Below are 22,447 nucleotides of genomic sequence, written 5' to 3'. Positions count from 1 at the left end.
TAAAATCATTCTATTTCCGTTTCCATTGTATCCACATAGGGAACCTGACCCGTTGCCAGATCGTATTGAGCTTTTGCACTCAGATATTCAAATACCATCAGCGCGTAATTCACTTCAGCCTGACGAACCTGAACTTCAGCGTCTGTTACTTCTATCTGTGAACCGATTCCATTTTCCAGCCGCGACAATGCGCGCTGATAGCCTTCTTCAGCTTGTTTCAACGCTTGTTTTCGTGCTTCTGCTGTTTCAAAACTTTTATTCAATGCTTCAGCTGCCGAAGCTATTTGATTTTCTGCTTCGAGTTTAGCGGCTCGTTGCTGTACCTCAATATCTTTGCGGGCAATTTGGGCGCGCTGCACATCTGATGTTCGTGCAAAGCCTTCAAAGAGAGGAAGGCTCACATTAACCCCCAGGGTTTGAAACCGTGAACTGTTTTCAAAAAAAGTAGGCGTGCCAGATTCTGCCGAACTCCATTGCAAGTTGTATGAAGCCGTAATTGTCGGCAAAAACCTGCTCTTTACAGCCTGAATTTCTTTTTCATTCAGGTTAAGTCGTGCATCCAATACCCGCAGATCTCCACGATAATCCAGGAAAGACGGCCAGTCATCATTCCGTTTTTGATAGCTAAACGGGTTCATTTGATCAATCTTTTTGATATGCTCATTTTCAGCAGAAACTGCCTCCTGAGACACAATATCAAAAGCATTTAAGTTACCCTTTACTTTGAAATTTATTTCCAGTGGCAAACCAAGGGCTACTTTTAAATCACGATAAGCTTCATCCACCGCATACTGAGCTTCAATAAGTTGAGGTCTTTGATTGCTCAACTGAACTTCTAACTGAAGTACTGAATACTCATCAATCAGACCGGCTTGTTGTCTCGATCTATTTTCACGGAGATTTTGTTCCAATCGATTTATTTGTGCCTCTTGAAGGCGAAGTTGTTCCTTGGTAATCAAGACTTGGTAATATGCCGTTCTTGCCTGAGTAATAACTTGTTGAGTAGTTGCTCTTAAATTTTCCTGTTGTACCGTTTTATATATGGTAGAAGTGGAAAGCCCAACAAAAACTTCTCCCCGGAAAATGTTCTGAGTCACAGTAAAACCACCCTGCCAATTATTATCGGTTCCAAATGCCACAGGAATGAAAGTTCCCGGCTCCCCTCCAAACAGTTCACCGGGCACAAACTGAACCGGCACCTCAAAATTTCGTGTATAATTTAAAGAGGAACTTATATTCGGATACACCTCACTGTATGCAATATCAACAAGTTCGTCTGCATCTTCCAGAGACAGGAGGGCTCGATTGACCTGCGGGTTATTTGCAACGGCAACCTGAATTGCATTTTCAAGTGTCAGCTCTGCATCCTGAAGAAGTGAGTCACCTTTAATTTGAGCGATTATTGATGTGTTTATGAACAAAAATAATCCGGCGGCTATAAAAAAGATTCGCATATAAATGATGAATGTCGTGTTGATTAAAGTGGTTCTAAAATTATTTTAAAAAACGGTCGCTTCTACGAAAGAAATATTATTCTGTTTCAAAAATTGACTTCAAGTCATTATTTATTTCTTCCTCTCCGGTTGCTATTCCGCAGCCAATCAATTTCATATAGGCCGCAAACAATGACTTCATTTCAATCTTGTTCTTCTCAAACAGCCGAAAATGAGGCATGTTTTGATGCATAAAAGCCATATTTACTAATCCGTGCGAAGTACTCCAAAGCAACATGGCCAGTTCTTTAGCATCATAAGTATCCTGTATTGAACCGTCTTGCATTCCTATTTGAATAGCTCGAACCATACTGGTAAATGAGGCGTCTTTATTGCTTTGGCAAAGCTCGATATAATCACTTTCGCTTAGCTGATCGGTATCCTTCAGACTATCAAAAAAGCGCATTGAGCGAAAATACTCAGGGTGAGAACGCACAAAATTCAGATAAGCGGCCCCCATGGTATACACCATTTCAATACCCGGAATATCTTTAGTAAGTACATTTGCGATTTCCTTTGAAAGCATACCTGAAGCTTTGTGGCAAATACCTAAAACCAGATCTGATTTATTTTTGAAGTACAGATACAATGAACCTTTACTCACCTCAGCACGATCGGCCACCTCATCCATATTCAAATGATCCAGGCCTTTCTCCAAAATAAGCTCCTCGGCCGCTTCCAGTATCAGGGCCTTCTTCCTTTCTTTTTCACGTTCTTTTCGTTCTGATATTCCCATATATTGACTTTAAGTCATTTATTGAACTAAGGTCATAAAACTACATACATTTCTAAATAGTTCCCAATTTTTTAAAAAAATAAATCTTTGATGCCTGAGAAAGGAAACCGGGCGGAGCCTGATGATCCAAATAATGTCTACCAATTGACAAATTTCACCTCAAATGCATATTCGGTTCGGTTTAAAAAACAAATCACCGTACCTTTTGCCTTTTAAAAAAATCAAACTATTGAATCGCCCTTATTTAATTGACCTAAGCCTAATTCTTGTTGCCATTATTTGGGCTCTTAACTTTAGCATTGTTAAGGTATCGCTGCGCGAGATGGATCCGTACAGCTTTAATGCCTTGCGATTCATCTTTGCTACTACACTTCTTTGGTATTTTGCGCATAAAAAAGGGTATTCGCTTAAAGTAGAAAAAGAACACTTTTGGAAACTGATTGGGATAGGTATAGTCGGAAATCTTTTCTATCAAATGTTTTTCATCATTGGGTTGAACTATACTTATGCCGCAAATGCTGCTGTGATGCTCGGAACCATCCCTATTTGGGTCGCATTACTTTCTCAGTTTTTCACCGACGAAAAGCTAACCTTTTATAAGGCACTCGGGGTATTTTTCGCGTTTGCCGGGGTTGCATTTATTATTATGGGGGGGCAGGGTGATATTTCATTCGAATCTGACACCTTTTTAGGGAATGTCATCACTCTTATAGCCGCTGTTTGCTGGGCCACATATACTATTCTTTCCCGTAAATACCTTCGGGTTTACAGCCCGCTTCAGTACTCTGCTTTTATGTCGGTTGTGGGATTAATAACCTTGTTAATAGTTGGGCTGCCATTTATGATAAAATTGGATTGGGCAGCAATTTCACTGATTGGCTACGGAGGAGTTCTTTACAGCGGGGCTTTATCAATTGGACTAGCCTATATTATATGGAACAACGGGGTTAAAAAAATTGGAGCCGTTCGAACCGCCGCCTACCAAAATTTAGTGCCGGTTTTAGGATTAATATTCGGGCTGGTTTTACTGGGGGAACAACTTACAACTTTGCAATATATTGGAGCTGCCTTAGTAATTACCGGGATTGTATTGGCACGAATGAAAACCGCTGCGGATCAAAAGCTAAACCTGAAATAGTTCAGCAAACGATGCATTTTAAACCCGATTTCCACCGCTCAATAAATACAAGATCGCCATTCGAACAGCCACTCCATTTGTAACCTGATCAAGGATAACAGCACGGTCACTGTCGGCTACTTCACTCTCCATTTCCACTCCGCGGTTAATTGGGCCGGGATGCATTACTTTAAAATCAGGGTATTTTTCAAGATGAGACAGTTTAATTCCGAACCGCTCGTGATATTCCCGAAGTGAGGGAAAGAACTCAGTGCCCCGGTCCTGCCGCTCAAGTTGAATCCTTAAAGCCATGGCAATATCACACCAAGCCAAAGTTTCGTCCAGATTGTAGGAAACCTCTACCCCCATATCATTTATAAAAACAGGCATCAACGTTTTGGGACCACATAAAACAACCTCAGCACCCAATTTTTTTAATCCTATAATATTCGATCGTACTACCCGGCTATGTGATATATCCCCTATAATTGCAATTTTTTTACTCTTCAAATCCGGATAGGTAGTTTGCATGGTAAACATATCCAGCAACGCCTGAGTAGGATGTTCGTGAGCTCCGTCACCTGCATTTAAAATAGCTGCATCTACACAGTTGGTCAGAAAATGAGGTACGCCGGGACTTTCATGCCTTACCACCACCATATCAATTTTCATGGAACTTATGTTACGGATGGTATCTTTTAACGACTCTCCTTTTTTGGTACTTGATGAGCTCGTTGAAAAATTTACTACATCCGCTCCCATACGCTTTTGGGCAAGCTCAAAGGAAAGCCGTGTACGGGTACTGTTCTCATAGAACAGATTTACAATGGTTTTATCGCGCAGCGTTGGCACCTTGGGAACCGGGCGGTCGAGAATCTCCCTAAAATATTTTGCCTGCTCCAGCACATATAAAATATCTTCACGGGAATAATCCGATAAACCCAACAAATGCTTTTGGTTAAACTCGTATTCAGTTGAAGGTTTATTCATTTTCAGCTACCTCCACTTCTACCACATATACGGCATCTTCATCATCAATTTCTTTCACCTTTACCCGTACCTCTTCGTTCTCATAAGTCGGTAAATATATACCCATATAATCTGCTGAAATTGGGAGTTCCCGGTGTCCGCGATCTACCATACAGCAGAATTTTATGCTTCTTGGCCGCCCATAAGCCATCAACGCATCCATGGCAGATCGAACGGTTCGACCGGTATAGAGCACATCGTCAACTAAAACAATATCTCTGTCGTATAAATCAAAGGGAATTTCGGTGACTTGAACTTCCGGCATTTTTAATTTTGAGCGATAGTCGTCTCTGTAAAACGTTACATCCAGCACGCCAAAATCGATATCGGTATCAAACTCTTTTTTGATTTCCCGCACAATTCGTTTCCCCATATGAACTCCCCGGGTTTGCATTCCTATTATGGCGAGACGGGAAAAATCATCATAACCCTCCAGAAATTGATGGGCAAATCGCAGATACGTGCGATCCAAGTCCTCGGCAGTCATGATTTTAGCTTTCTTCAAGCGGGAACACCTTTTTGCTTTTGAGTTTCAAAGTTAGCGTTTGTAAGTAGTAAATGCCAAAGGTAAATCAATTTTGGCAGATTAGATTTATCAAAAAAATTACTTTGTCCGCCCAGATGTAAAGAATCATCCTTCTCCTTTCTTTTAGCTCCTAATCTCGGTATTATTGGCACCCCTAAAAATCGCTTTTAATACTTAAAAATGTATCCATGAAAATACACGAGTATCAAGCCAAAGAAATTCTTGAGAAATATAATGTAGCCGTTCCTGCCGGAGTTGCTACCACCACCGTTGAAGAAACGGTTGAAGCCGCTAAAAAACTAAAAGAAAAGGGAGCTAAGCTTTTTGTAGTGAAAGCTCAAATTCATGCCGGCGGGCGAGGTAAAGGCCGAACTAAAAAGAATAATGCCAAAGGAGTTGTCCTCTGTAAGACGATTGATGAAGTAAAAGAAGCCGCAGAAAACCTGCTTGGCGATGTACTCGTCACTGTTCAAACCGGAGAAGAAGGACAACTGGTTCAGCGCCTGTATGTGACTGACGGAGTGGATATAAAGTCTGAATTCTATCTTGGTATTTTGATGGATCGTGCCGTGAGTAAAAATGTAATCATGGCCTCTACCGAAGGCGGTGTTGAAATTGAAAAAGTAGCGGAAGAAACTCCGGAGAAGATCGTTAAGGAATGGGTTGAACCCGGAATGGATCTTCAGCCAAACCAAGCCCGGCGTATTGCCTTTGAGCTTGGACTGGAAGGAGAAGCTCTTAAGAATGGCATCAAATTAATTCATGCCTTATACAATGCTTATGAGGAAACGGATTCCAACATGTTTGAGATCAATCCGCTGATTGTAACACCGGACAACAAGGTTTATGCGCTGGATGCCAAAGTTACTTTTGATGACAATGCACTATACCGCCATAAAGACTTAGCAGAGCTCAAAGATGAAGCGGAAGAGAATCCATTAGAGCTTGAAGCACAAAAATACAGCCTCAACTACATCAAACTGGATGGTAATGTAGGGTGTATGGTAAACGGTGCCGGATTGGCTATGGCTACAATGGATATCATCAAGCTTTCGGGCGGTGAACCGGCCAACTTCCTGGATGTTGGCGGCGGAGCAAATGTCGATACCGTTAAGAATGGATTCCGTATTATCCTTGAAGATCCTAATGTAAAAGCCATTTTGATTAATATTTTTGGCGGAATTGTACGTTGCGACCGGGTTGCCAATGGCGTAATTGAAGCCGTAAAAGATCCTGAAATTGCAGAAAAAGTAAAGGATGTGCCCATCATTGTCCGCCTTCAGGGAACCAATGCTAAAGAGGCCAAAGAGATCATCGACAACAGTGACCTCAATGTAATTTCTGCCGTGTTGCTGAAAGAAGCAGCTGAGGAAGTTTCAAAAGTGCTGGCTTGATCCAAATCAAATAACGTAACTATAAATAAAAAGTCTCGCACATAAGTTCTGTGTGAGACTTTTTTTATATGTACGACCGTACTTTACTAAAAAACCTTGGTCAAGAAGTAGGGGACTGAGCTTTCAAACGTTCTCTTACTTCTTCATAGAAATCCTCATACTGTTTAACGATCTCATCTTGATTGAAAAGCTCGGCATGTGCCCGAGCATTTACTGACAATTCCTTGTGAAGTTCAGGATCACTCAAAATCTTTACCCCATAGTCAGCCATACAATCCACATCATCCAGATCACATAGATAACCGGTTTTACCATGCACATTCACTTCCGGAAGCCCGCCTATATTGGAACTGATAACCGGTACGCTACAACTCATGGCCTCCAATGCTGCAAGACCAAATGTTTCCGAACCGGAAGGGATTAAAAACAGATCAGCAATGGATAACACTTCCTCTACCTGGTCGAGCTTCCCCAGAAAACGCACATGATCACAAATTTTCAAGTCCCGGCATTGTTGTTCTGCTTTTTGCCGATCCGGGCCATCACCTACCAGTAATAATTTAGCATCGATCCCCGACTCTAAAATCTTGGCAAACACCGTTACTACTTCAGGGACTCTTTTCACTTTTCTGAAATTTGAAACGTGTACTACCACTTTTTCATCATTGGGGCATATCGCTTTCTTGAAGTGACTCTTATTTGATTTCTGAAAACGCTCCAAATCAATAAAGTTTGGGATTACCCTTATATCTTGTTCAATTTCAAAATATTCGTAGGTTTCTCTTTTCAGATATTCAGAAACTGCCGTAACCCCATCACTTTTATCGATCGAAAATTCTACGACATGTTTATAACTCGGGTCTCTCCCTACCAGTGTAATATCGGTCCCATGCAGGGTTGTGATAATTGGAACATGAATCCCACGTTCTGCCATAATCTGCTTTGCTAAATAAGCACTCGTAGCATGTGGCAAAGCATAATGCACGTGTAGCAGATCAAGATCTTCATATTCAATCAGATTCACCATTTGTGATGCTAGTGCCAATGCATAAGGCGGGTATTCAAATAACGGATACGAGTTGATCGAAACTTCATGATAGGTGATCCCGGTTTCCAGCGTATCAAGCCTTGCGGGGCGCGAGTAACTCATCATGTGGATGTTGTGTCCTCTTTTGGCAAGAGTTTTGGCTAATTCTGTGGCTACAACGCCACTTCCTCCAAAGGTAGGATAGCAGGCAATTCCAATATTCATTTCGGTAATTTAAACATATTCGGTTTGATGTATGCAACTCAAAAAATACACATTCTATTGCAGTGATTAAGCATTGAACACAAGCTTTAACAGATAGGTTTCCTCCCTGTAACTTTTTTATAATCCTATTTCCCTATTCCAAAAGTATTACAAATATTGAATGGCACTTATCTGCTATTTAAAAATATGCTACAAGGTTTCTTATCCATCCTCTCATTTTTGTATATTATGAAGCTTAATTAACGTAATTAATTCATTATTATCTCCTATGGCAGGACATTCGAAATGGGCGAACATACGCCACAAAAAAGCTAAGGAAGACGCTAAGCGTTCTAAAGTTTTTTCTAAACACATTAAAGAGATTACTGTAGCGGCTCGTGAAGGTGGTGGAGATCCGGAAGGAAATCCAAGGCTTTCTTTGGCAATTGAAAATGCCAAAGCTGATAATGTGCCAAAAGATAATATCGAACGGGCTATTAAGCGTGGAACGGGAGAAGATACGGGCGGTGCCAGTTATGAAGAAGCTACTTTTGAAGGCTATGGCCCCGGTGGTATTGCTTATTTTATTGAGGTAACCACAGATAACAACAATCGTACGGTTAGTGAAATCCGAAATATTTTTACCAAACACGGGGGTAATATGGGGACTACCGGTTCCGTTGGTTATATGTTCAATCAAAAAGGAATGATTCAGATTCCGGCAGGAGAATTAGATGAGGAGGAGTTTATGCTGGAAGCTATTGATGCCGGAGCAACCGATGTAGATACTGATGACGAGATGTTTACTGTTTATACCGCTCGGGAAGAACTTTTTGATGTAAGAAATCGCCTTGAAAAGGCCGGATACAATATAGAATCGGCTACCTTAATTCGTGAGGCGGTTACCGAAACCAAAGTGGATGAAAGCACCGCTGTTTCAAATCTCAAAATGATGGAAAAATTTGAAGACAATGACGATGTTAACAACGTATTCACCAATATGTTGATGGATAAAGAAACGATAGCATTAGCCGAAAACTTATAATTACTGTGATCAGAATATTTTCATATACCCTGCTTCTTTTCTTGTTTACAGCATCTGCTGTAGAGGATGGGCGTAAAGCAAATAAAGCCTACGAAGCCGGAAACTATGAAGAAGCGGAACAACTCTATCTTTCCGCTATTGAGCAGGAACCCGATAATGCCAAGTTATACTTCAATCTTGGAAATGCCCAGGCCAAACAAGGCAAAGCTGAAGAAGCCATACAGTCATTTATGGAATTTCGCAGTTTGGCAGAATCTCCTGAAGATAAAGCCAAGGCTGAATATAATATTGGCACATTACTCGCTGAACGTGAAAACTGGAAACCGGCGGCTTCTCATTTTAAAAATTCGCTGAAATTAAACCCTTCTGATACGGATGCCAAGCATAATTACGAACGTGTTTTGGCTGAACAAAAAGAAGAGGAAGGGGAAAATGGGGAGGAACAAAATCAGGAAAATCAGCCACCTCCTGAACCCAGCGAATATGCCATTGCTATGAAAAAACAGGCAGAAAAACTGGTCGCTCAGCGAAAGTATTCTCAAGCATATAACCTTATGCAACGCGCGCTTGAAGCAGATGAAACCGTTCGTGCCTTCAATGATTTTATTGCACGAACCAAAAATGTTTCTGAAATAAACTCGAATTGATTCCTATGAAAAAATTAACCCTGTTTGTTTTCTTATTATTGATATCTGCCACAGCTTTTGCTCAATCTGCTGATGAGTATTTCCACAGCGGGGCACAATCATTTATAAATGCAGATTTACAATCTGCAATCAATCAGGTTCAAAATGGCTTGGATCAATACCCAAATGATGCCAAGCTGAATGCCTTGATGGAAAAACTGCAAGAAGAGCAGGAAAAACAACAACAGCAGCAACAAAACCAAGAACAACAAAATCAGGAACAGCAGGGCGAGCAAGAACAAGAACAGAATCAAAATGAAGAGCAGCAAGACCAGGAAAACCAGCAGCAGGAAAGTGAAGGGGAAAATCAAGAACAACAAGATCCGCAAGAAATGAACCCCGAGCAATTGGAGTCTCAGCAAATAAGTAAAGAAGATGCTGAAAAAATACTCCAAGCCTTGGCTCAAAAAGAAAAAGAGCTGCTAAAAGAATTTAAAAAGAAAAAATCAGCCGGAAGTGCCAAACATGATAAAGATTGGTAAGCTAAATCGGTTTTTTTTACTGTTGATTGCTACTTTTTCCTGCTTTTTTACCGGTTATGCGCAGGATGTGCAAGTAAACGCGACACTCTCAGAGACCAATATTTTTTCCGGTGAACAGGTTAAGCTGGAGCTCAATATTAGCGGCACCTCAATGGGCTCTGTACAGCAACCCGAGCTTCCTGAATTGGAAGGGCTCCGTTGGCTGAGCGGGAGTACTTCCCGGGGTACAAAATATGCCCTTATAAACGGCAAGCCTTCTGTCACTTATACTTTTGGTTATCTCCTTATCGCACAATCCCCCGGAAACTATACCATTCCCTCAATCGAAATTTCAGTGGAGGGTGAAACTTACTTTACCGATCCTATTAATTTTAAAGTGCTGGACCCTTCCACCATTGACTCAGGAGAATCTGCCCGTGCCCCTGATATTTATGTAAGGTTAGAACCAAACACCACTTCTCCTGTTGTCGGTGAACAGGTAATTGCTGATGTGATACTCTACTTCAAAAGTGGGGTAGAAGTCTCATCCTATCAGCCCACACCGGGGTGGAAAGCGGAGGGCTTTTGGAAAGAAGAATTAGAATACCCCCAACGGGCTCAAACAACTTCCACTATTGTTAATGGTATCAGATATCAAAAAGCCCGACTTATTCAATACGCTTTATTTCCCACTAAATCAGGAGAACTTACTTTAAGCCCATTTGAAATTTCTGTTTCTGTACGGTCGCGGCGAAGTTCCTCCGATCCTTTTGGTTTTGGCTTGAACCAAGAGCGCATGAATCTTCAATCCGTCCCCGTCACGTTGAATGTTGAATCCCTTCCAAACTTGCAGAATGCAGACTTTATCGGTGCAGTTGGTGATTTTGAGATTTCCCGAACTATATCTAACCAGAATGCCTTGGTTGGCGAAAGTATTGAGATCATAACACAAGTAAAAGGAACAGGAAATGTTCCTTTGGTAAACAAGCCTGAGTATAAACTCCCCGCATCACTCGAAAAATACAATCCGCAGGAAAGTTCTTCCATTGAGCGAAATAATCGTCAAATTTCCGGAAGCCGGACTTTTACGGACATTGTAATAGCTCGCAATGAGGGTACTTATACTATTCCCGAAAAGCGTATTGCCTACTTTAATCCAACTCGAAACCAATATATTATTGAGACATTACCGGAGTTGTCTTTTGATGTGGAGCGCGACCCTGATGCAACCCTAATTGCTCAAAACGATTTACGATTTGATGTTAAGCCCATTACCGGCCTGGCCCAATGGACCGCCGCCGAAACAACGCCACTTTACCAAAGAACCTCGGTTTGGATAATGATACTATTTCCTGTTTTACTTACCGGAGGAGTTTTTGGCTATAAAAAATATAATGACCGTATGCAAACCGATACGGCATTTGCCCGTTCTCGTACTGCTTCTCAAAAAGTAAATAAGACCATAACCGAGGCAGAAAACACTTCTGATATTAAACAGGGATATTATCTTATTGAAAAAGCCTTGTTTCAGTTTATTACAGATAAATTAAACCTGCCCCCTGCCGGGTTATCCCACCGAGATATCATACAAGAAATTGAACAAGTTGCTGATAATGAAACAACAGCTGAATTGAAACAATTACTCACCAAATGTGAGACTATTGCTTACGCACCCAATGTTACCCAGGAACGCCTTGATTCCGACATCCTGAAAACAAAAGCATTGATTAAAAAAATTGGTAAACTTTCATGAAAGGGAAAATATTCTTAGTGCTTTTCCTTCTATTTTGCGGTCATAAGGTAACTGCACAACAGGTAACTTTTGATCAAGCCAATACCCTTTTTGAAAATGGGGAGCTTAATGAAGCTATGGCTTTATATAAATCTATCGAATCATCCGGACAAATTTCCGGAGCCTTATTTCTGAACATGGGTATTACTGCGGTACAACTCGATTCCATGGGACTGGCTAAATATTATTTTCTGAGAGCACAAGATTTTGAAACCACCCGTGATCGGTCTGTAGCAGCTCTTGAATACGTAAACAATCAGTTTAGCCGACAATCTGCCGTGCTGCCTAAATTACCATGGGATCGGGCTATAGAATGGATTAATGACAAAATAACTGCTTACAGGTTATTCATTTGCGGGTTCCTGGTTACACTTTCCGGACTAGTTCTTTTATACCTGGGTTGGATGAACACGTTTTCCTTACAAAAAACTTTTTCTTACATCCTTACTCTAATTATAGTTGGAACAGCCATAGCCGGGTTAGCTTTTTATGCCGATTACGTAAACCAAAGATATGATGAAGCGGTGCTTATTTCGACTTCTCAAAGGGTGTTGGAGAACCCAAATCCCGAAAGTCCTCTTATAAGTATTGCTTATGAAGGTTATGATTTAACCGTAGATCACTGGAAAACTAATGAACATGAAAACTGGCTGTATATCAGACTTGGAAACGGGCAGTTTGGCTGGATACAAAATGAAGGCATAAAAATATTATAGTTGTTAAAAGCAACAGAAGTTCTGTAACTCTATGTTTATTTTAACGAAACTATGAGGCACGAGAAAAGTGCATTCACACATACATCATTAACTAATTAAGGCAGGTAAAATAGAATGAGTGCTACTCAGGAATATATCGATTCCAATAAAGACAAATTTTTAGATGAACTTTTTGAACTGCTACGTATCCCAAGTGTAAGTACCGATTCCAGTAAAAAAGATGAAATTCAGAAAGCAGCAAATTTCCTGATTCAACAGCTTGAAAGCCTAAACCTGAATACTGTTAAGAAATTTGAGACCCCGGGAAACCCTATTGTCTATGCCGAACACTGCCCGCATGATGACCGGCCTACCGTCTTAATTTACGGGCACTATGACGTACAACCCTCCGACCCGGATGAACTCTGGGATACCCCGGCTTTTGAACCTACTGTTAAAAACGGGTTAATTTATGCACGAGGGGCCAGTGATGACAAAGGGCAGGCATTTACTCACGTTAAAGCCATAGAATCGTTTGTTAAAACCGGACAAGATATCCCGGTTAACATAAAATTTATTTTAGAAGGGGAGGAAGAAATCGGCTCTCCAAACCTGGTTCCTTTTCTTGAAAAACACAAAGACTTGCTCAGCTGCGATATGGTGCTCATTTCGGATACCGCCATGTTTGCTGAAGATCAGCCGTCCATTACTTATGGCCTTCGAGGTCTTGCTTACATGGAAGTTGAAGTAGTTGGCCCGAATCGTGATTTGCATTCCGGGGTTTATGGCGGGGCGGTAGAAAACCCAGCCAATGTTCTGTGTGAAATTATTGCCAAACTAAAAAATGAAGACGGAATCATTCAGATTCCCGGGTTTTATGAGAAGGTCGTATCACTCACCGAAGCTGACCGTGAAGCTTTTGCCCAGCTTCCTTTTGATGAACAGGAGTACAAAAAGACATTGGATATTAAAGCCGTTCACGGTGAAAAAGGATATACAACGCTCGAACGTGCCTCAGCCCGCCCTACCTTAGATGTAAATGGAATTTGGGGCGGTTACCAAAAAGAAGGAGCCAAAACCGTGCTCCCTTCCAAGGCCAATGCCAAAGTAAGTATGCGTCTGGTTCCGGATCAGGATCCTAAGGAAATTGCACAGCTTTTCAAAAAACATGTAGAATCATTGGCGCCCGACACTGTTAAAGTGACGGTTACTGAGCATCACGGCGGTCACCCTTCGATTACAGATCTCAATTTTTACGGTTTAAAAGCCGGCGCTAAGGCCTTTGAAGAAGTTTATGGAAGGGAAGTACTCTTTTCTCGTGAAGGCGGCTCCATCCCAATTGTAGCAGATTTCAAGCGCGTACTGGGAGTCGAATCCATCCTGATGGGCTTTGGCCTTACCAGTAATGCCATTCACTCTCCAAATGAAAACTTTGCTATTAAAGATTTCTATCGAGGAATTAAAACTTCGGCAAAATTTTTGGAATTGCTGCCTGATTTTTCTTCCTGAGTAAGCTTTTGAATAATCGGCCTGCTACAGATCCGTATCTAAAACAATGGGAGCATTTTCTTCAAAATCATATAAAGTAAGCCGGCGGAGATTGTAGTACCCTGTCCAGTAATTTCGAAGAGCCTGAATATAACTTCGTCGCGCGCTGTCTTTTTCATTTTGGGCGATAAATAAGTTAGTAACATCAATATTACCGATAAGGTAGCGATTTTTAGCTACATCGTAGCGGCGCTCGGCAATTTCATCGGAAGTTTCGGCAAGTTGCACCTGACTTTGAAGCTGTGAAAATTCCCGCACCGTGCTTCTCACATTAAGGTCAAACTGGAGCTTTTGGTAGGCAATGGTATTTGCCGTAGCCGCCTGCTGATTTCGTGCAGCCTGGATTTCAGCCGTATTTTTCCCCCAATTAAAAATGGGTATCTGAAATCCTATGGTAAAAAACTGACGGTTTTGCGGATCGTCATAAAGCTGACTAAAATCTTCTGAGGTCTGGTTCAATCCATAGCTGGCCTGTATAGTCGCCGAAAACCCGGCTTCTTTTCGGGCCTGATCATAAGATTGATTAGCCTGAATTTCACTCAATTCATATTCCAGAGAAGTGCTGTTATTTTCGCGCGCAAGTTCCAAGGCTTTATCAACATCGATATTTAATGCAGGAGCTTCATCCGGGATGATTACTTCTACCACAATTTGATCCGGAATACCCAACAGAGCTTTAAAGTTTTCTTCAGCTCGCTGGAAATTCAGGTTTGCGGTAGTGAGTGAAGTTTCAGCATTTCTCAATGCCAATTCACTTTGAAGCAGGTCATTTTCGGCAATACTACCCACTTGGTAACGTCCTTGCGAAATGTTGTAGATAGAATCATTTACAGTCACGTTAAACTCGGCAACTTCCACATTTATTTTAGCCAGCAGGAAATCGAAAAAACTCTGTGTGACATTGAACGCCAAATCTTCCATGTCTTCCACAAACTGCTTTTGTGCAATTTGGTAGCGAAGTGGTTCCGTCTTATTTCTCCATTTCAAACTGTTGTACTGAAATAACGGCTGAAAATAGGTGGCTACCAGCGGCGTACTTTGCCATCGATAAATATTTTCGCCATTCAGTCCTCCGTCAAATAAAATAAGCCGGTTAATACCACTTGAAAGTGAAAGATTACCGCCGGTAGGCATGATGTTTTGGTTGATCGACAAATTTACTGATGACTGAGACTGGCTCTCTTCCTGATACACAGTACTTCCATCATCAAGTCGGTTGGCGGTGATTGCACGACTGTAACCGGGTACGTTTCCGTCTAAATCAAGGCTGGGAAGTAGATCAGCGCGAAACGACTTATAGCGCCACTTTGCAGAAACAAGCTGGAAGTTAGCAGCCATGGCAATCGGACTATTTTCTTTGGCGATCGAAATACTTTGTTCCAAAGTCAGTGTTCGTTGATTTTGAGCCTGAATGTTCAGCGAGCCAAAGGTCAGGATGATGATCAGAAGTCCTAAAAAATACTTATTCATGTCTTAATGCGTGTACCGGATCGTGTTGAGCCGCTCTTTTAGCAGGGTAGTATCCAAATACCACACCAATGACAACGGCAACTCCGAAAGAAATTAAAATTGAAACAGGTGTTACTACTGTAGCTATTTCAGCAGAGGCTTCAATGGCATAGCTAAAAGCCATACCAAGGATAATTCCGATCAGCCCTCCTGAAATACTGATAGTTAATGCCTCGGTTAAAAACTGAAGTTCAATATCTCTTTTCTGGGCTCCAACGGCCATGCGGACTCCAATTTCCCGATATCGTTCAACCACAGAGGCTAACATGATATTCATAATTCCAATTCCTCCTACAATAAGAGAAATGGAAGCTATTGAAGAGAGAACCAGATTAAAAATTCGCTTTGTCCTTTGCTCTTGCTGCAAAAGTTGCTCCGGAACAATAATCTCATAATCAACCACTCCGTTGTGGCGTCGTTTCAACATCCGTGAAAGAACTTCTGCAATAGAAACACTGTACTTTGAATCTGTAACCCTGACGATGAGTTTGTCTAACTGATGATAATTATCTGAGCCAGCTTCTTCCTCTTCATTATCTCCGCCCAATATCATAACCCGCATTCCTCCCCCGGCTGAAGCGTCAATATCATCTTTAGTAACTAATCCCCGATTTTTAAACCTTATCAGAATTGTTGTGGCAGGCGTAAAGATATCAAGGTTATAGTTTCGGATCCCAAGACTTTGAATATTCTCGGTAGTCAAGTCTTTTTTCTCCAAAACACCGATTACAGTAAGCCAGAGATTACCCACTTTTATTTTCTTACCGATTGGATCCTGACCGGCGAAAAACTTAGCCCTGACATCAGAACCAATGATACAAACGGGAGCCGAGTTTTTTATCTGTTCTTCACTGAAGTTATTCCCGTTTTCTATAACAAAGTTATTAATCTCAAAATATTCGTCATTCACCCCGACAATCTTACCGCTACGCATACGAGCATTTCGAATAAAATTGGTATCGAAGATAATCTCAGGGCTGATATATTCGACCTCCGGCATAACATCTTTAATGTTATAAAGATCCTGAAGACTTAATCCAGGGGAGTATTTTCTTTGGCTTCCCTCTTTCTGCTCTTCACCAACTGCACCTTCAACCTGCTCCATTACAGGTTGAATGATGACGTTATTGGTTCCCAATAACTGCATTTGAGATAAGATTTCCTGCTGGGCACCTGTACCTATTGCAAGCATGGCAATGACCGAGGCTACTCCAAAAATAATCCCTAATGAGGTAAGTAAAGCCCTGAGTTTATTTCGCTGAATGGCTTCAATCGCAATATCAAAATTATAAAGTATTTTATTGAGCACGGAAGTTCCTTTATCGCTTAGTGATTGGTTCACTGAGCATCTTCTTCTCGACACCGGCGGTGTCCTCAGGAACGATCAAATACAACTCATCATCCATTGAGACTCCGTTGTAAATTACTACAGAGTTATCGTTCATTTCGCCCAATTCAACCTGCTGCATCAATGGATACACTCCATTTTTCTTGAATACAAAACTTAGTGAGTCAACAGCATGTACAGCTTCAAGTGGTACAAATAAGGCATCATCTATTCGATTGATTAAGATCTTGTTACTGGTGGTCATAGCCGGACGCAGCAAACTGTCTCTTTCATTTATTTCAATGATAACCTCAAAAACTTTGGAGTCATAGTTTTTCCGCTGTTCCCCAATATTAGCAACATCAGTAACCGTTCCCGTCAGTTTTTTGTCCGGAACAGCATCCAAGCCAATTGTTACTTTTTGTCCTAAAGCTACCTTTTGGATATCAACCTCATTGATATAGGTAACCGATTCCATCACTGAAAAATCGGGAAGTTCAGCCACAACGGGATTCCAGGCACTTATTTGCTCACCTTCTGTAATTTTAGATCCATCCCAGTTTCGCCGGTAAATAATCATGCCCTGATCAGGGGCGTACACAGTGAATTGTGTCATCAATTCTCTGATCTTTTTGATCTCATTTTGTTTCTTGGAAAGTTCAGCTTCTACTTCACTAAGTTTGGCCTCATTCTGCTTTACTTTCGTTTGATAGTTCTTTTTCTCCTGAGCTAATTGACGACGGGCTTTATCCAGTGCAATTTCTGCCTGCCGTTGCACAGCCGGAGATTCATATTTAGATTGATCCAGCTCAATTTGGCGTTCTTCTAAAGCAAATTCCAGGTTAATGAGATTATCACGAGCCTGAGATAATTCCAGGGTGCTGTCTAATTGTGCCTGAGTTACCTGAGATTGAGCTGACTGTAAATCAAGTTGGGCATCCTGCAGTTTACCCATAATCTCTGAGCGATCTAGTTCAGCTATAAAGTCCCCTTTCTTAACAATGGTACCTTCAGGGATCAATCGCTGAATTGTGATGTTATTTACACGAAACTCTCTTACACCCTGTGGTCCGGTTATTTCTGTTGAATTTTTTGCACGAAGTTCCCCCGTACTCGTTACATCAACAACAAACTCTCCCTTTTGGGGTGATGTTGTAAGCTCAACGGATTCAGTAGATTCCCCTCCGAAAACAAACCAAGCTACCAGGGAAATGCCTATGGCGATAGCCGGAATTAAATATCTTTTTTTCATGTACCTATAATGTTTGTAAATGGATATAAATCAAAATATAGCCTTTTCAGAATAAGACGCATATACTACATAAATAGTTTTACAATTACGACTAAATATTGTTTTTGTTGCCCCCGATTGTTCTTTATTCCGAAAAAACTAATTGAATTGCCCCCGAAATGAGGCTGCATATCGTTTATTTAATCAATTAGTGTGTTGTCAACTAAGCCGGTTTCCAGGTTAAACTTAGTTTCGGGCTGAGAATTGTCTAAAATTTTGGTTGGTTCATTATTTTCATCCACCACAACCACCCGTGGTTTATGTTTTTTAGCCTCTTCGGGTGTCATTTCTGCATAACTGATTACAATAATACGATCTCCCACCTGGGTTAACCTTGCCGCTGCACCATTGAGGCAGCATACACGGCTGCCACGTTCTCCCGGTATGGTATACGTTTCAAGGCGGGAACCATTGGTAATATTAAGTACCTGCACTTTCTCATATGGAAGGAGGTTGGCGGCATCGAGCAAATCCTGATCAATGGTGATGCTGCCTTCATACATCAGGTTGGCTTCGGTTACTGCCATTTGGTGCAGTTTTGATTTAAACATCGTTATTTTCATCGTACTACGTTCAGAGATCTAAAATTATATTGTCAATAAGGCGCGTTTTACCCAAATAAGCCGCGCCGGCCAAAATATATTTTTTACCGGATTTTAATTTTTCTACCGGTTGCATGTTTTCCATCGAAAACACATTAAGATAATCATTTTTGAAGCCTTTCGCTTCCAGTTCATCTTGCTGATGTTTTAACAATAATCCGGGCTCCATCACTCCATCACGGATCTGTTTCTCCACATACTTCAACGCACGATAGAGGCCGGGAGCCGCCTTGCGTTCATGATCATTTAAATAAGCATTTCGGCTGCTGAGGGCCAACCCATCATTTGCACGAGCAATGGGGCCTGCTATCATTTCAATGTCATGATTAAACTCTTCCACCATCCTCGATAAGATTTGAAATTGCTGAATATCTTTTTGGCCAAAAACCGCATAATCAGGCTTTACAATATTAAAAAATTTGTTCACCACCAATACAATTCCCTCAAAAAAACCCGGTCGGCTCCCCCCATCCATATGCGCATTCAATTCATCCAGTTCAATACGAAAATACTTCTTTCCCGAACCGTACATAATTTTGTCATTCGGAGTAAAAACTAAAGCTACCCCTTCTTCCTCACAAGCGTTGAGGTCATCTTCCATTTGCCGGGGATAACTGCCAAAATCCTCATTCGGGCCAAACTGCTCAGGGTTCACATAAATGGAAACTACAACTTCATCGGCCTTTTCCTTTGCCAATCGAATTAAAGATAAATGTCCTTTATGCAGTGCTCCCATGGTAGGAACAAACGCAATGGTTTTACCCTGAGATTTTAACCCAGTTACTTCAGCCCGAATTGCATCAATTGTAGAAACTTGTTTCATGCTTTAAATAAAAAGAGACGCCGTTTGGGCGTCTCCTAAAGTATTAGGTAAGAATTAAAATTACACTGAACGATCCATATCAAAGTTTTCCAAGATCTCTTTGATGCGATTTAAGAACGCTCCTCCGTGTGCACCGTCAATAATTCGGTGATCATAGCTCATGGAGAGGAACATCATTTGACGAATAGCAATCACATCTCCGGAATCTGTTTCCAGTACTACGGGGCGTTTTTCAATTACCCCCGTTCCAATAATCGCGACCTGCGGCTGATTGATGATTGGCGTCCCCATCAAGTTCCCCACGCTGCCATAGTTTGTAAGAGTAATGGTGCCACCCACTAAATCATCAGGGCTTAATTTCTTGCTTCTGGCTTTTTCAGCAACTTCGTTTACTGCTTTAGCCAACCCAACAAGATTTTTATCCTGTGCCTGCTTGATTACCGGCACAATCAGCCCGCCTTCACCACCGGTTCCCAAAGCCACGGCCAAGCCAAAGTTTATATCTTTTTTCAAGTGAATTTCATCCCCGTTTACAGAGCTGTTAATCAACGGAAATTCTAACATCGCTGTTATAATAGCTTCTACAAACAACGGAGTAAAAGTAAGCTTGGTCCCTGTTTTTTCCTGGAATTTGGCCTTATTTGCATTTCTCCACTTCACCATGTTGGTAACATCTACCTCTGCAAAAGTGGTTACGTGGGCTGATGTTTGCTTAGAACGAACCATATGATCCGCAATCATCTTACGCATGCGGTCCATCTTGATCACTTCTACATCACCGGTTGGAGAATGCTTCACATCCAGCTGCCCGGCTGATATAGAACCATCTGAAGATTTGGCTGCAGGCTTTTGCTGGGAAGGAGCAGAAACTTTACCGGCTTTACGATCTTCCACATAAGCTAAAATATCTTTTTTGGAAACACGCCCGCCTTGGCCGGAGCCATCAATCTGTTCGAGTTCTTCCTGACTTATTCCTTCTTCTTTGGCAATGGACCTTACAAGTGGAGAGTAAAACCTGCCGTCACTGCCCATACGTTGCGGCTCAGAGCCACCAGAAGAAGGAGCTCCATTTGAAGATGCGGCTACGGGTTCTTTTTCCTGTTTCGCAGCTGCTGCTTTTTCTTTTTTCTCTTCTTTTGGTGCTGATTTCTCAGCAGCAGGATCAGAAGCGCCTTTACCTGTGGCAATCACCGCGATGGTTTGCCCAACTTCAATTGTATCATTTTCTTCAGCCATTATTTCGACCAATGTTCCGGCTACAGGAGAAGGAACCTCACTATCTACTTTATCCGTCGAAATCTCAAGCAGCGTTTCATCTTCTTCTACAGAATCACCCACACTTTTCGACCAACCAATTACAGTAGCCTCAACTACCGACTCGCCCATTTGAGGCATCTGTACTTCAACACGTTCACCTTCGTCCCCACCGGATGCCGCGGGAGCCGCCTCATCTTCAGCAGGCTCTTCCTGTGCTTCAACTTCTTCTGTTTCTTCCTCTTCCGGCTCTTCTGATTTTTCTTCCTCAGACCCGCCTGATGAAACATCGCCTGCTGCATCCTTATCCGTTTCTATAATGGCAATGGCTTTACCCACTTCAATCACATCACCTTCTTCAGCTAAAATTTCTACCAGTACTCCGGCCTCCGGTGAAGGAACCTCTGTATCTACTTTATCAGTAGCTACTTCAAGCAAAGTTTCATCAACTTCTACAGAGTCTCCAACCTGTTTGGTCCACTCTATAACTGTGCCTTCCATTACCGATTCACCCATTTGGGGCATAACCACTTCTACCTTCGCCATAAAATTGTTTTGTTTTGGTGCCTATAAGGCGGTTTTAAGGAATTTTTAACGGACTCTAAAGTTCAGGATAATTCCAATTAGTTCAAAATAAGTATCGTTCCTTTAAAAAAGGGAAAAGCGCTTTTTAAGAAGCTGGAGCAACATCCAGTTTCTATTAACTTTAATTTTCATTTTTAAACCGCGATTTCAAAGCTAGTAAACGCACAAAATCTAAATTTTTCCTTTTATAATTCCACATTCAATATTCTTCCCAGTTTGTCCTCACTTCTGATTTTGTTAACTTCGCAAAGTCAGTCAACCAGTATTAAAACAACTCTTGGGATTATGATTGGGAATGAACTACAGGAAATTATCGACGAAGCAGAGCTTCATATGGATGAAGCCACAAGTTTTTTCAAGAAGGAGCTTGCACATGTACGAGCAGGAAAAGCCAGTCCTTCTCTTATTGAAAGCGTAAAAGTTGATTATTACGGCTCTCAAACCCCGCTTCAGCAGTTGGCAAATATCAGCGCACCGGAACCCCGTTTGTTGGTTGTTACTCCGTATGATAAATCAGGTATGCAGGATATTGAGAAGGCAATCATGTCGGCCGGCTTGGGATTAAACCCGAGTAACGACGGTGACCGCATCCTGATTCCGCTTCCCGTGCTCACTGAAGAACGCCGCAAAGAACTGGTAAAGCACTCTAAAGATATTGCGGAACAAGCTCGAATCAGCATCCGAAATACACGACGTAATGCTAATGACGCCGTTAAAAAAACAGTTGAAAGCGAATCACTTTCTGAAGATTCAGGTTATGAGGCAGAAGATGAAATCCAAAAGCTTACGGATACTTACATCGCCAAAGTAGAAGACCTGCTGACCAAAAAAGAAGAAGAAATAATGACGGTTTAAGGGATTCGGGTTGCGAGTTGCAGATTGCGGGTTATTTTGTTCGTAATCTGTATTGTTTGATAATAAATAATCATGAAAAGTTATAGGGACTTAGAGATTTATCAAATAGCTTACGATTTAGCTATGGAAGTCCATAAAATGACCATGGAGTTGCCTAAGTATGAATTATATGAACAGGGCAGTCAAATAAGACGATAATCAAAAAGCATAAAAGACAAGATAGCAGAAGGCTGTGGAAGAAGACGTTACAAAGATGAATTTGTTCGATTCCTGATTTTTTCTCATTCTTCCTGCGATGAAACAATTTCACAATTACAGATGATTAGCGATATTCATTTTAAGGACAAACCTCTTGCAGATTTACTACATCGATATGACACCTTAGGCCGAAAAATCAACAGTTTCATAAACTATGTTGAAACAAGCTGGAAAGTATAATCTAACTTAA

At 41.4% G+C, this 22,447-nt stretch carries 20 protein-coding genes and 1 pseudogene; 10 read left to right on the top strand and 11 right to left on the bottom strand.

Annotated features, from left to right (window positions below; genetic code table 11):
* Positions 1-5 precede the first annotated feature (5 nt).
* Positions 6-1,454: a TolC family protein gene (locus tag HUJ22_RS13120; protein WP_290878154.1), complete on the bottom strand. Its 1,449-nt coding sequence runs from the start codon at positions 1,452-1,454 to the stop codon at positions 6-8.
* A gap of 76 nt (positions 1,455-1,530) precedes the next feature.
* Positions 1,531-2,229, bottom strand: coding sequence for a TetR/AcrR family transcriptional regulator (locus tag HUJ22_RS13115; protein WP_290878153.1), 699 nt, complete (start codon positions 2,227-2,229; stop codon positions 1,531-1,533).
* A 205-nt stretch (positions 2,230-2,434) separates the two neighbouring features.
* Here HUJ22_RS13115 and HUJ22_RS13110 point away from each other — a divergent pair, with 205 nt between their 5' ends.
* The gene (locus HUJ22_RS13110; RefSeq protein ID WP_290878152.1) at positions 2,435-3,367 is read left to right on the top strand and encodes a DMT family transporter; all 933 of its coding nucleotides are present in this window, start codon (positions 2,435-2,437) and stop codon (positions 3,365-3,367) included.
* Positions 3,368-3,385: 18 nt separating this feature from the next.
* Here HUJ22_RS13110 and HUJ22_RS13105 read toward each other — a convergent pair whose 3' ends face one another.
* Together HUJ22_RS13105 and pyrR are read right to left on the bottom strand one after the other, a co-directional pair.
* Entirely contained in the window at positions 3,386-4,336 is a 951-nt protein-coding gene (locus HUJ22_RS13105) for an aspartate carbamoyltransferase catalytic subunit (protein ID WP_290878151.1), read from the bottom strand.
* Positions 4,329-4,880 (bottom strand): bifunctional pyr operon transcriptional regulator/uracil phosphoribosyltransferase PyrR, encoded by a 552-nt coding sequence (gene pyrR / locus HUJ22_RS13100; protein WP_290878150.1) that lies wholly within the window; start codon positions 4,878-4,880, stop codon positions 4,329-4,331. The genes HUJ22_RS13105 and pyrR overlap by 8 nt, the downstream gene beginning before the upstream one ends.
* Before the next feature lie 209 nt (positions 4,881-5,089).
* On the opposite strand from pyrR, the gene sucC reads away from it, so the two are divergent.
* Positions 5,090-6,295, top strand: coding sequence for an ADP-forming succinate--CoA ligase subunit beta (gene sucC / locus HUJ22_RS13095; RefSeq protein ID WP_290878149.1), 1,206 nt, complete (start codon positions 5,090-5,092; stop codon positions 6,293-6,295).
* Positions 6,296-6,395: 100 nt separating this feature from the next.
* Here sucC and bshA read toward each other — a convergent pair whose 3' ends face one another.
* Positions 6,396-7,547, bottom strand: coding sequence for an N-acetyl-alpha-D-glucosaminyl L-malate synthase BshA (bshA, locus tag HUJ22_RS13090; protein ID WP_290878148.1), 1,152 nt, complete (start codon positions 7,545-7,547; stop codon positions 6,396-6,398).
* A 268-nt stretch (positions 7,548-7,815) separates the two neighbouring features.
* Between bshA and HUJ22_RS13085 the strand changes: the two genes are divergently transcribed.
* From HUJ22_RS13085 to HUJ22_RS13060, 6 genes are all read left to right on the top strand, one after another.
* A complete protein-coding gene (locus tag HUJ22_RS13085; RefSeq protein WP_290878147.1) occupies positions 7,816-8,571 on the top strand; it encodes a YebC/PmpR family DNA-binding transcriptional regulator in 756 nt (251 codons plus the stop codon).
* 5 nt (positions 8,572-8,576) lie between these two features.
* On the top strand, positions 8,577-9,218 hold the full coding sequence (locus tag HUJ22_RS13080) for a tetratricopeptide repeat protein (protein WP_290878146.1): 642 nt from the start codon (positions 8,577-8,579) through the stop codon (positions 9,216-9,218).
* Positions 9,219-9,223: 5 nt separating this feature from the next.
* Entirely contained in the window at positions 9,224-9,739 is a 516-nt protein-coding gene (locus HUJ22_RS13075; protein WP_290878145.1) for a hypothetical protein, read from the top strand.
* Positions 9,723-11,471, top strand: coding sequence for a BatD family protein (locus HUJ22_RS13070; protein WP_290878144.1), 1,749 nt, complete (start codon positions 9,723-9,725; stop codon positions 11,469-11,471). Before HUJ22_RS13075 ends, HUJ22_RS13070 begins: the two co-directional genes overlap by 17 nt.
* The gene (locus HUJ22_RS13065; RefSeq protein ID WP_290878143.1) at positions 11,468-12,226 is read left to right on the top strand and encodes an SH3-like domain-containing protein; all 759 of its coding nucleotides are present in this window, start codon (positions 11,468-11,470) and stop codon (positions 12,224-12,226) included. The genes HUJ22_RS13070 and HUJ22_RS13065 overlap by 4 nt, the downstream gene beginning before the upstream one ends.
* A gap of 114 nt (positions 12,227-12,340) precedes the next feature.
* A complete protein-coding gene (locus HUJ22_RS13060; RefSeq protein ID WP_290878142.1) occupies positions 12,341-13,714 on the top strand; it encodes a dipeptidase in 1,374 nt (457 codons plus the stop codon).
* 24 nt (positions 13,715-13,738) lie between these two features.
* Here the strand turns inward: HUJ22_RS13060 and HUJ22_RS13055 are convergent, their stop codons facing one another.
* The 6 genes from HUJ22_RS13055 to sucB form a co-directional block, all read right to left on the bottom strand.
* Positions 13,739-15,223: a TolC family protein gene (locus tag HUJ22_RS13055; protein ID WP_290878141.1), complete on the bottom strand. Its 1,485-nt coding sequence runs from the start codon at positions 15,221-15,223 to the stop codon at positions 13,739-13,741.
* Positions 15,216-16,604 carry an ABC transporter permease gene (locus tag HUJ22_RS13050; protein ID WP_290878140.1) on the bottom strand — a complete coding sequence of 463 codons (1,389 nt, stop codon included), beginning with the start codon at positions 16,602-16,604 and terminating at the stop codon, positions 15,216-15,218. The genes HUJ22_RS13055 and HUJ22_RS13050 overlap by 8 nt, the downstream gene beginning before the upstream one ends.
* Complete coding sequence (locus HUJ22_RS13045; protein ID WP_290878139.1) at positions 16,582-17,841, bottom strand: efflux RND transporter periplasmic adaptor subunit; 1,260 nt, start codon at positions 17,839-17,841, stop codon at positions 16,582-16,584. The genes HUJ22_RS13050 and HUJ22_RS13045 overlap by 23 nt, the downstream gene beginning before the upstream one ends.
* A 179-nt stretch (positions 17,842-18,020) precedes the next feature.
* Complete coding sequence (gene panD / locus HUJ22_RS13040; protein ID WP_366871095.1) at positions 18,021-18,443, bottom strand: aspartate 1-decarboxylase; 423 nt, start codon at positions 18,441-18,443, stop codon at positions 18,021-18,023.
* Positions 18,444-18,453: 10 nt separating this feature from the next.
* Positions 18,454-19,305: a pantoate--beta-alanine ligase gene (gene panC / locus HUJ22_RS13035; protein ID WP_290878137.1), complete on the bottom strand. Its 852-nt coding sequence runs from the start codon at positions 19,303-19,305 to the stop codon at positions 18,454-18,456.
* 60 nt (positions 19,306-19,365) lie between these two features.
* Positions 19,366-21,105: a 2-oxoglutarate dehydrogenase, E2 component, dihydrolipoamide succinyltransferase gene (gene sucB / locus HUJ22_RS13030; RefSeq protein ID WP_290878136.1), complete on the bottom strand. Its 1,740-nt coding sequence runs from the start codon at positions 21,103-21,105 to the stop codon at positions 19,366-19,368.
* 324 nt (positions 21,106-21,429) lie between these two features.
* Between sucB and frr the strand changes: the two genes are divergently transcribed.
* Together frr and HUJ22_RS14980 are read left to right on the top strand one after the other, a co-directional pair.
* Entirely contained in the window at positions 21,430-21,999 is a 570-nt protein-coding gene (frr, locus tag HUJ22_RS13025) for a ribosome recycling factor (RefSeq protein ID WP_366871102.1), read from the top strand.
* A gap of 72 nt (positions 22,000-22,071) precedes the next feature.
* Positions 22,072-22,437, top strand: a pseudogene (locus HUJ22_RS14980) (four helix bundle protein).
* The last annotated feature ends 10 nt before the right edge of the window (positions 22,438-22,447 follow it).

Origin of the sequence: Gracilimonas sp., from assembly GCF_014762685.1 — a bacterium.
Taxonomy (GTDB): domain Bacteria; phylum Bacteroidota; class Rhodothermia; order Balneolales; family Balneolaceae; genus Gracilimonas.
This window is presented reverse-complemented; position numbering and strand designations above follow the sequence as displayed.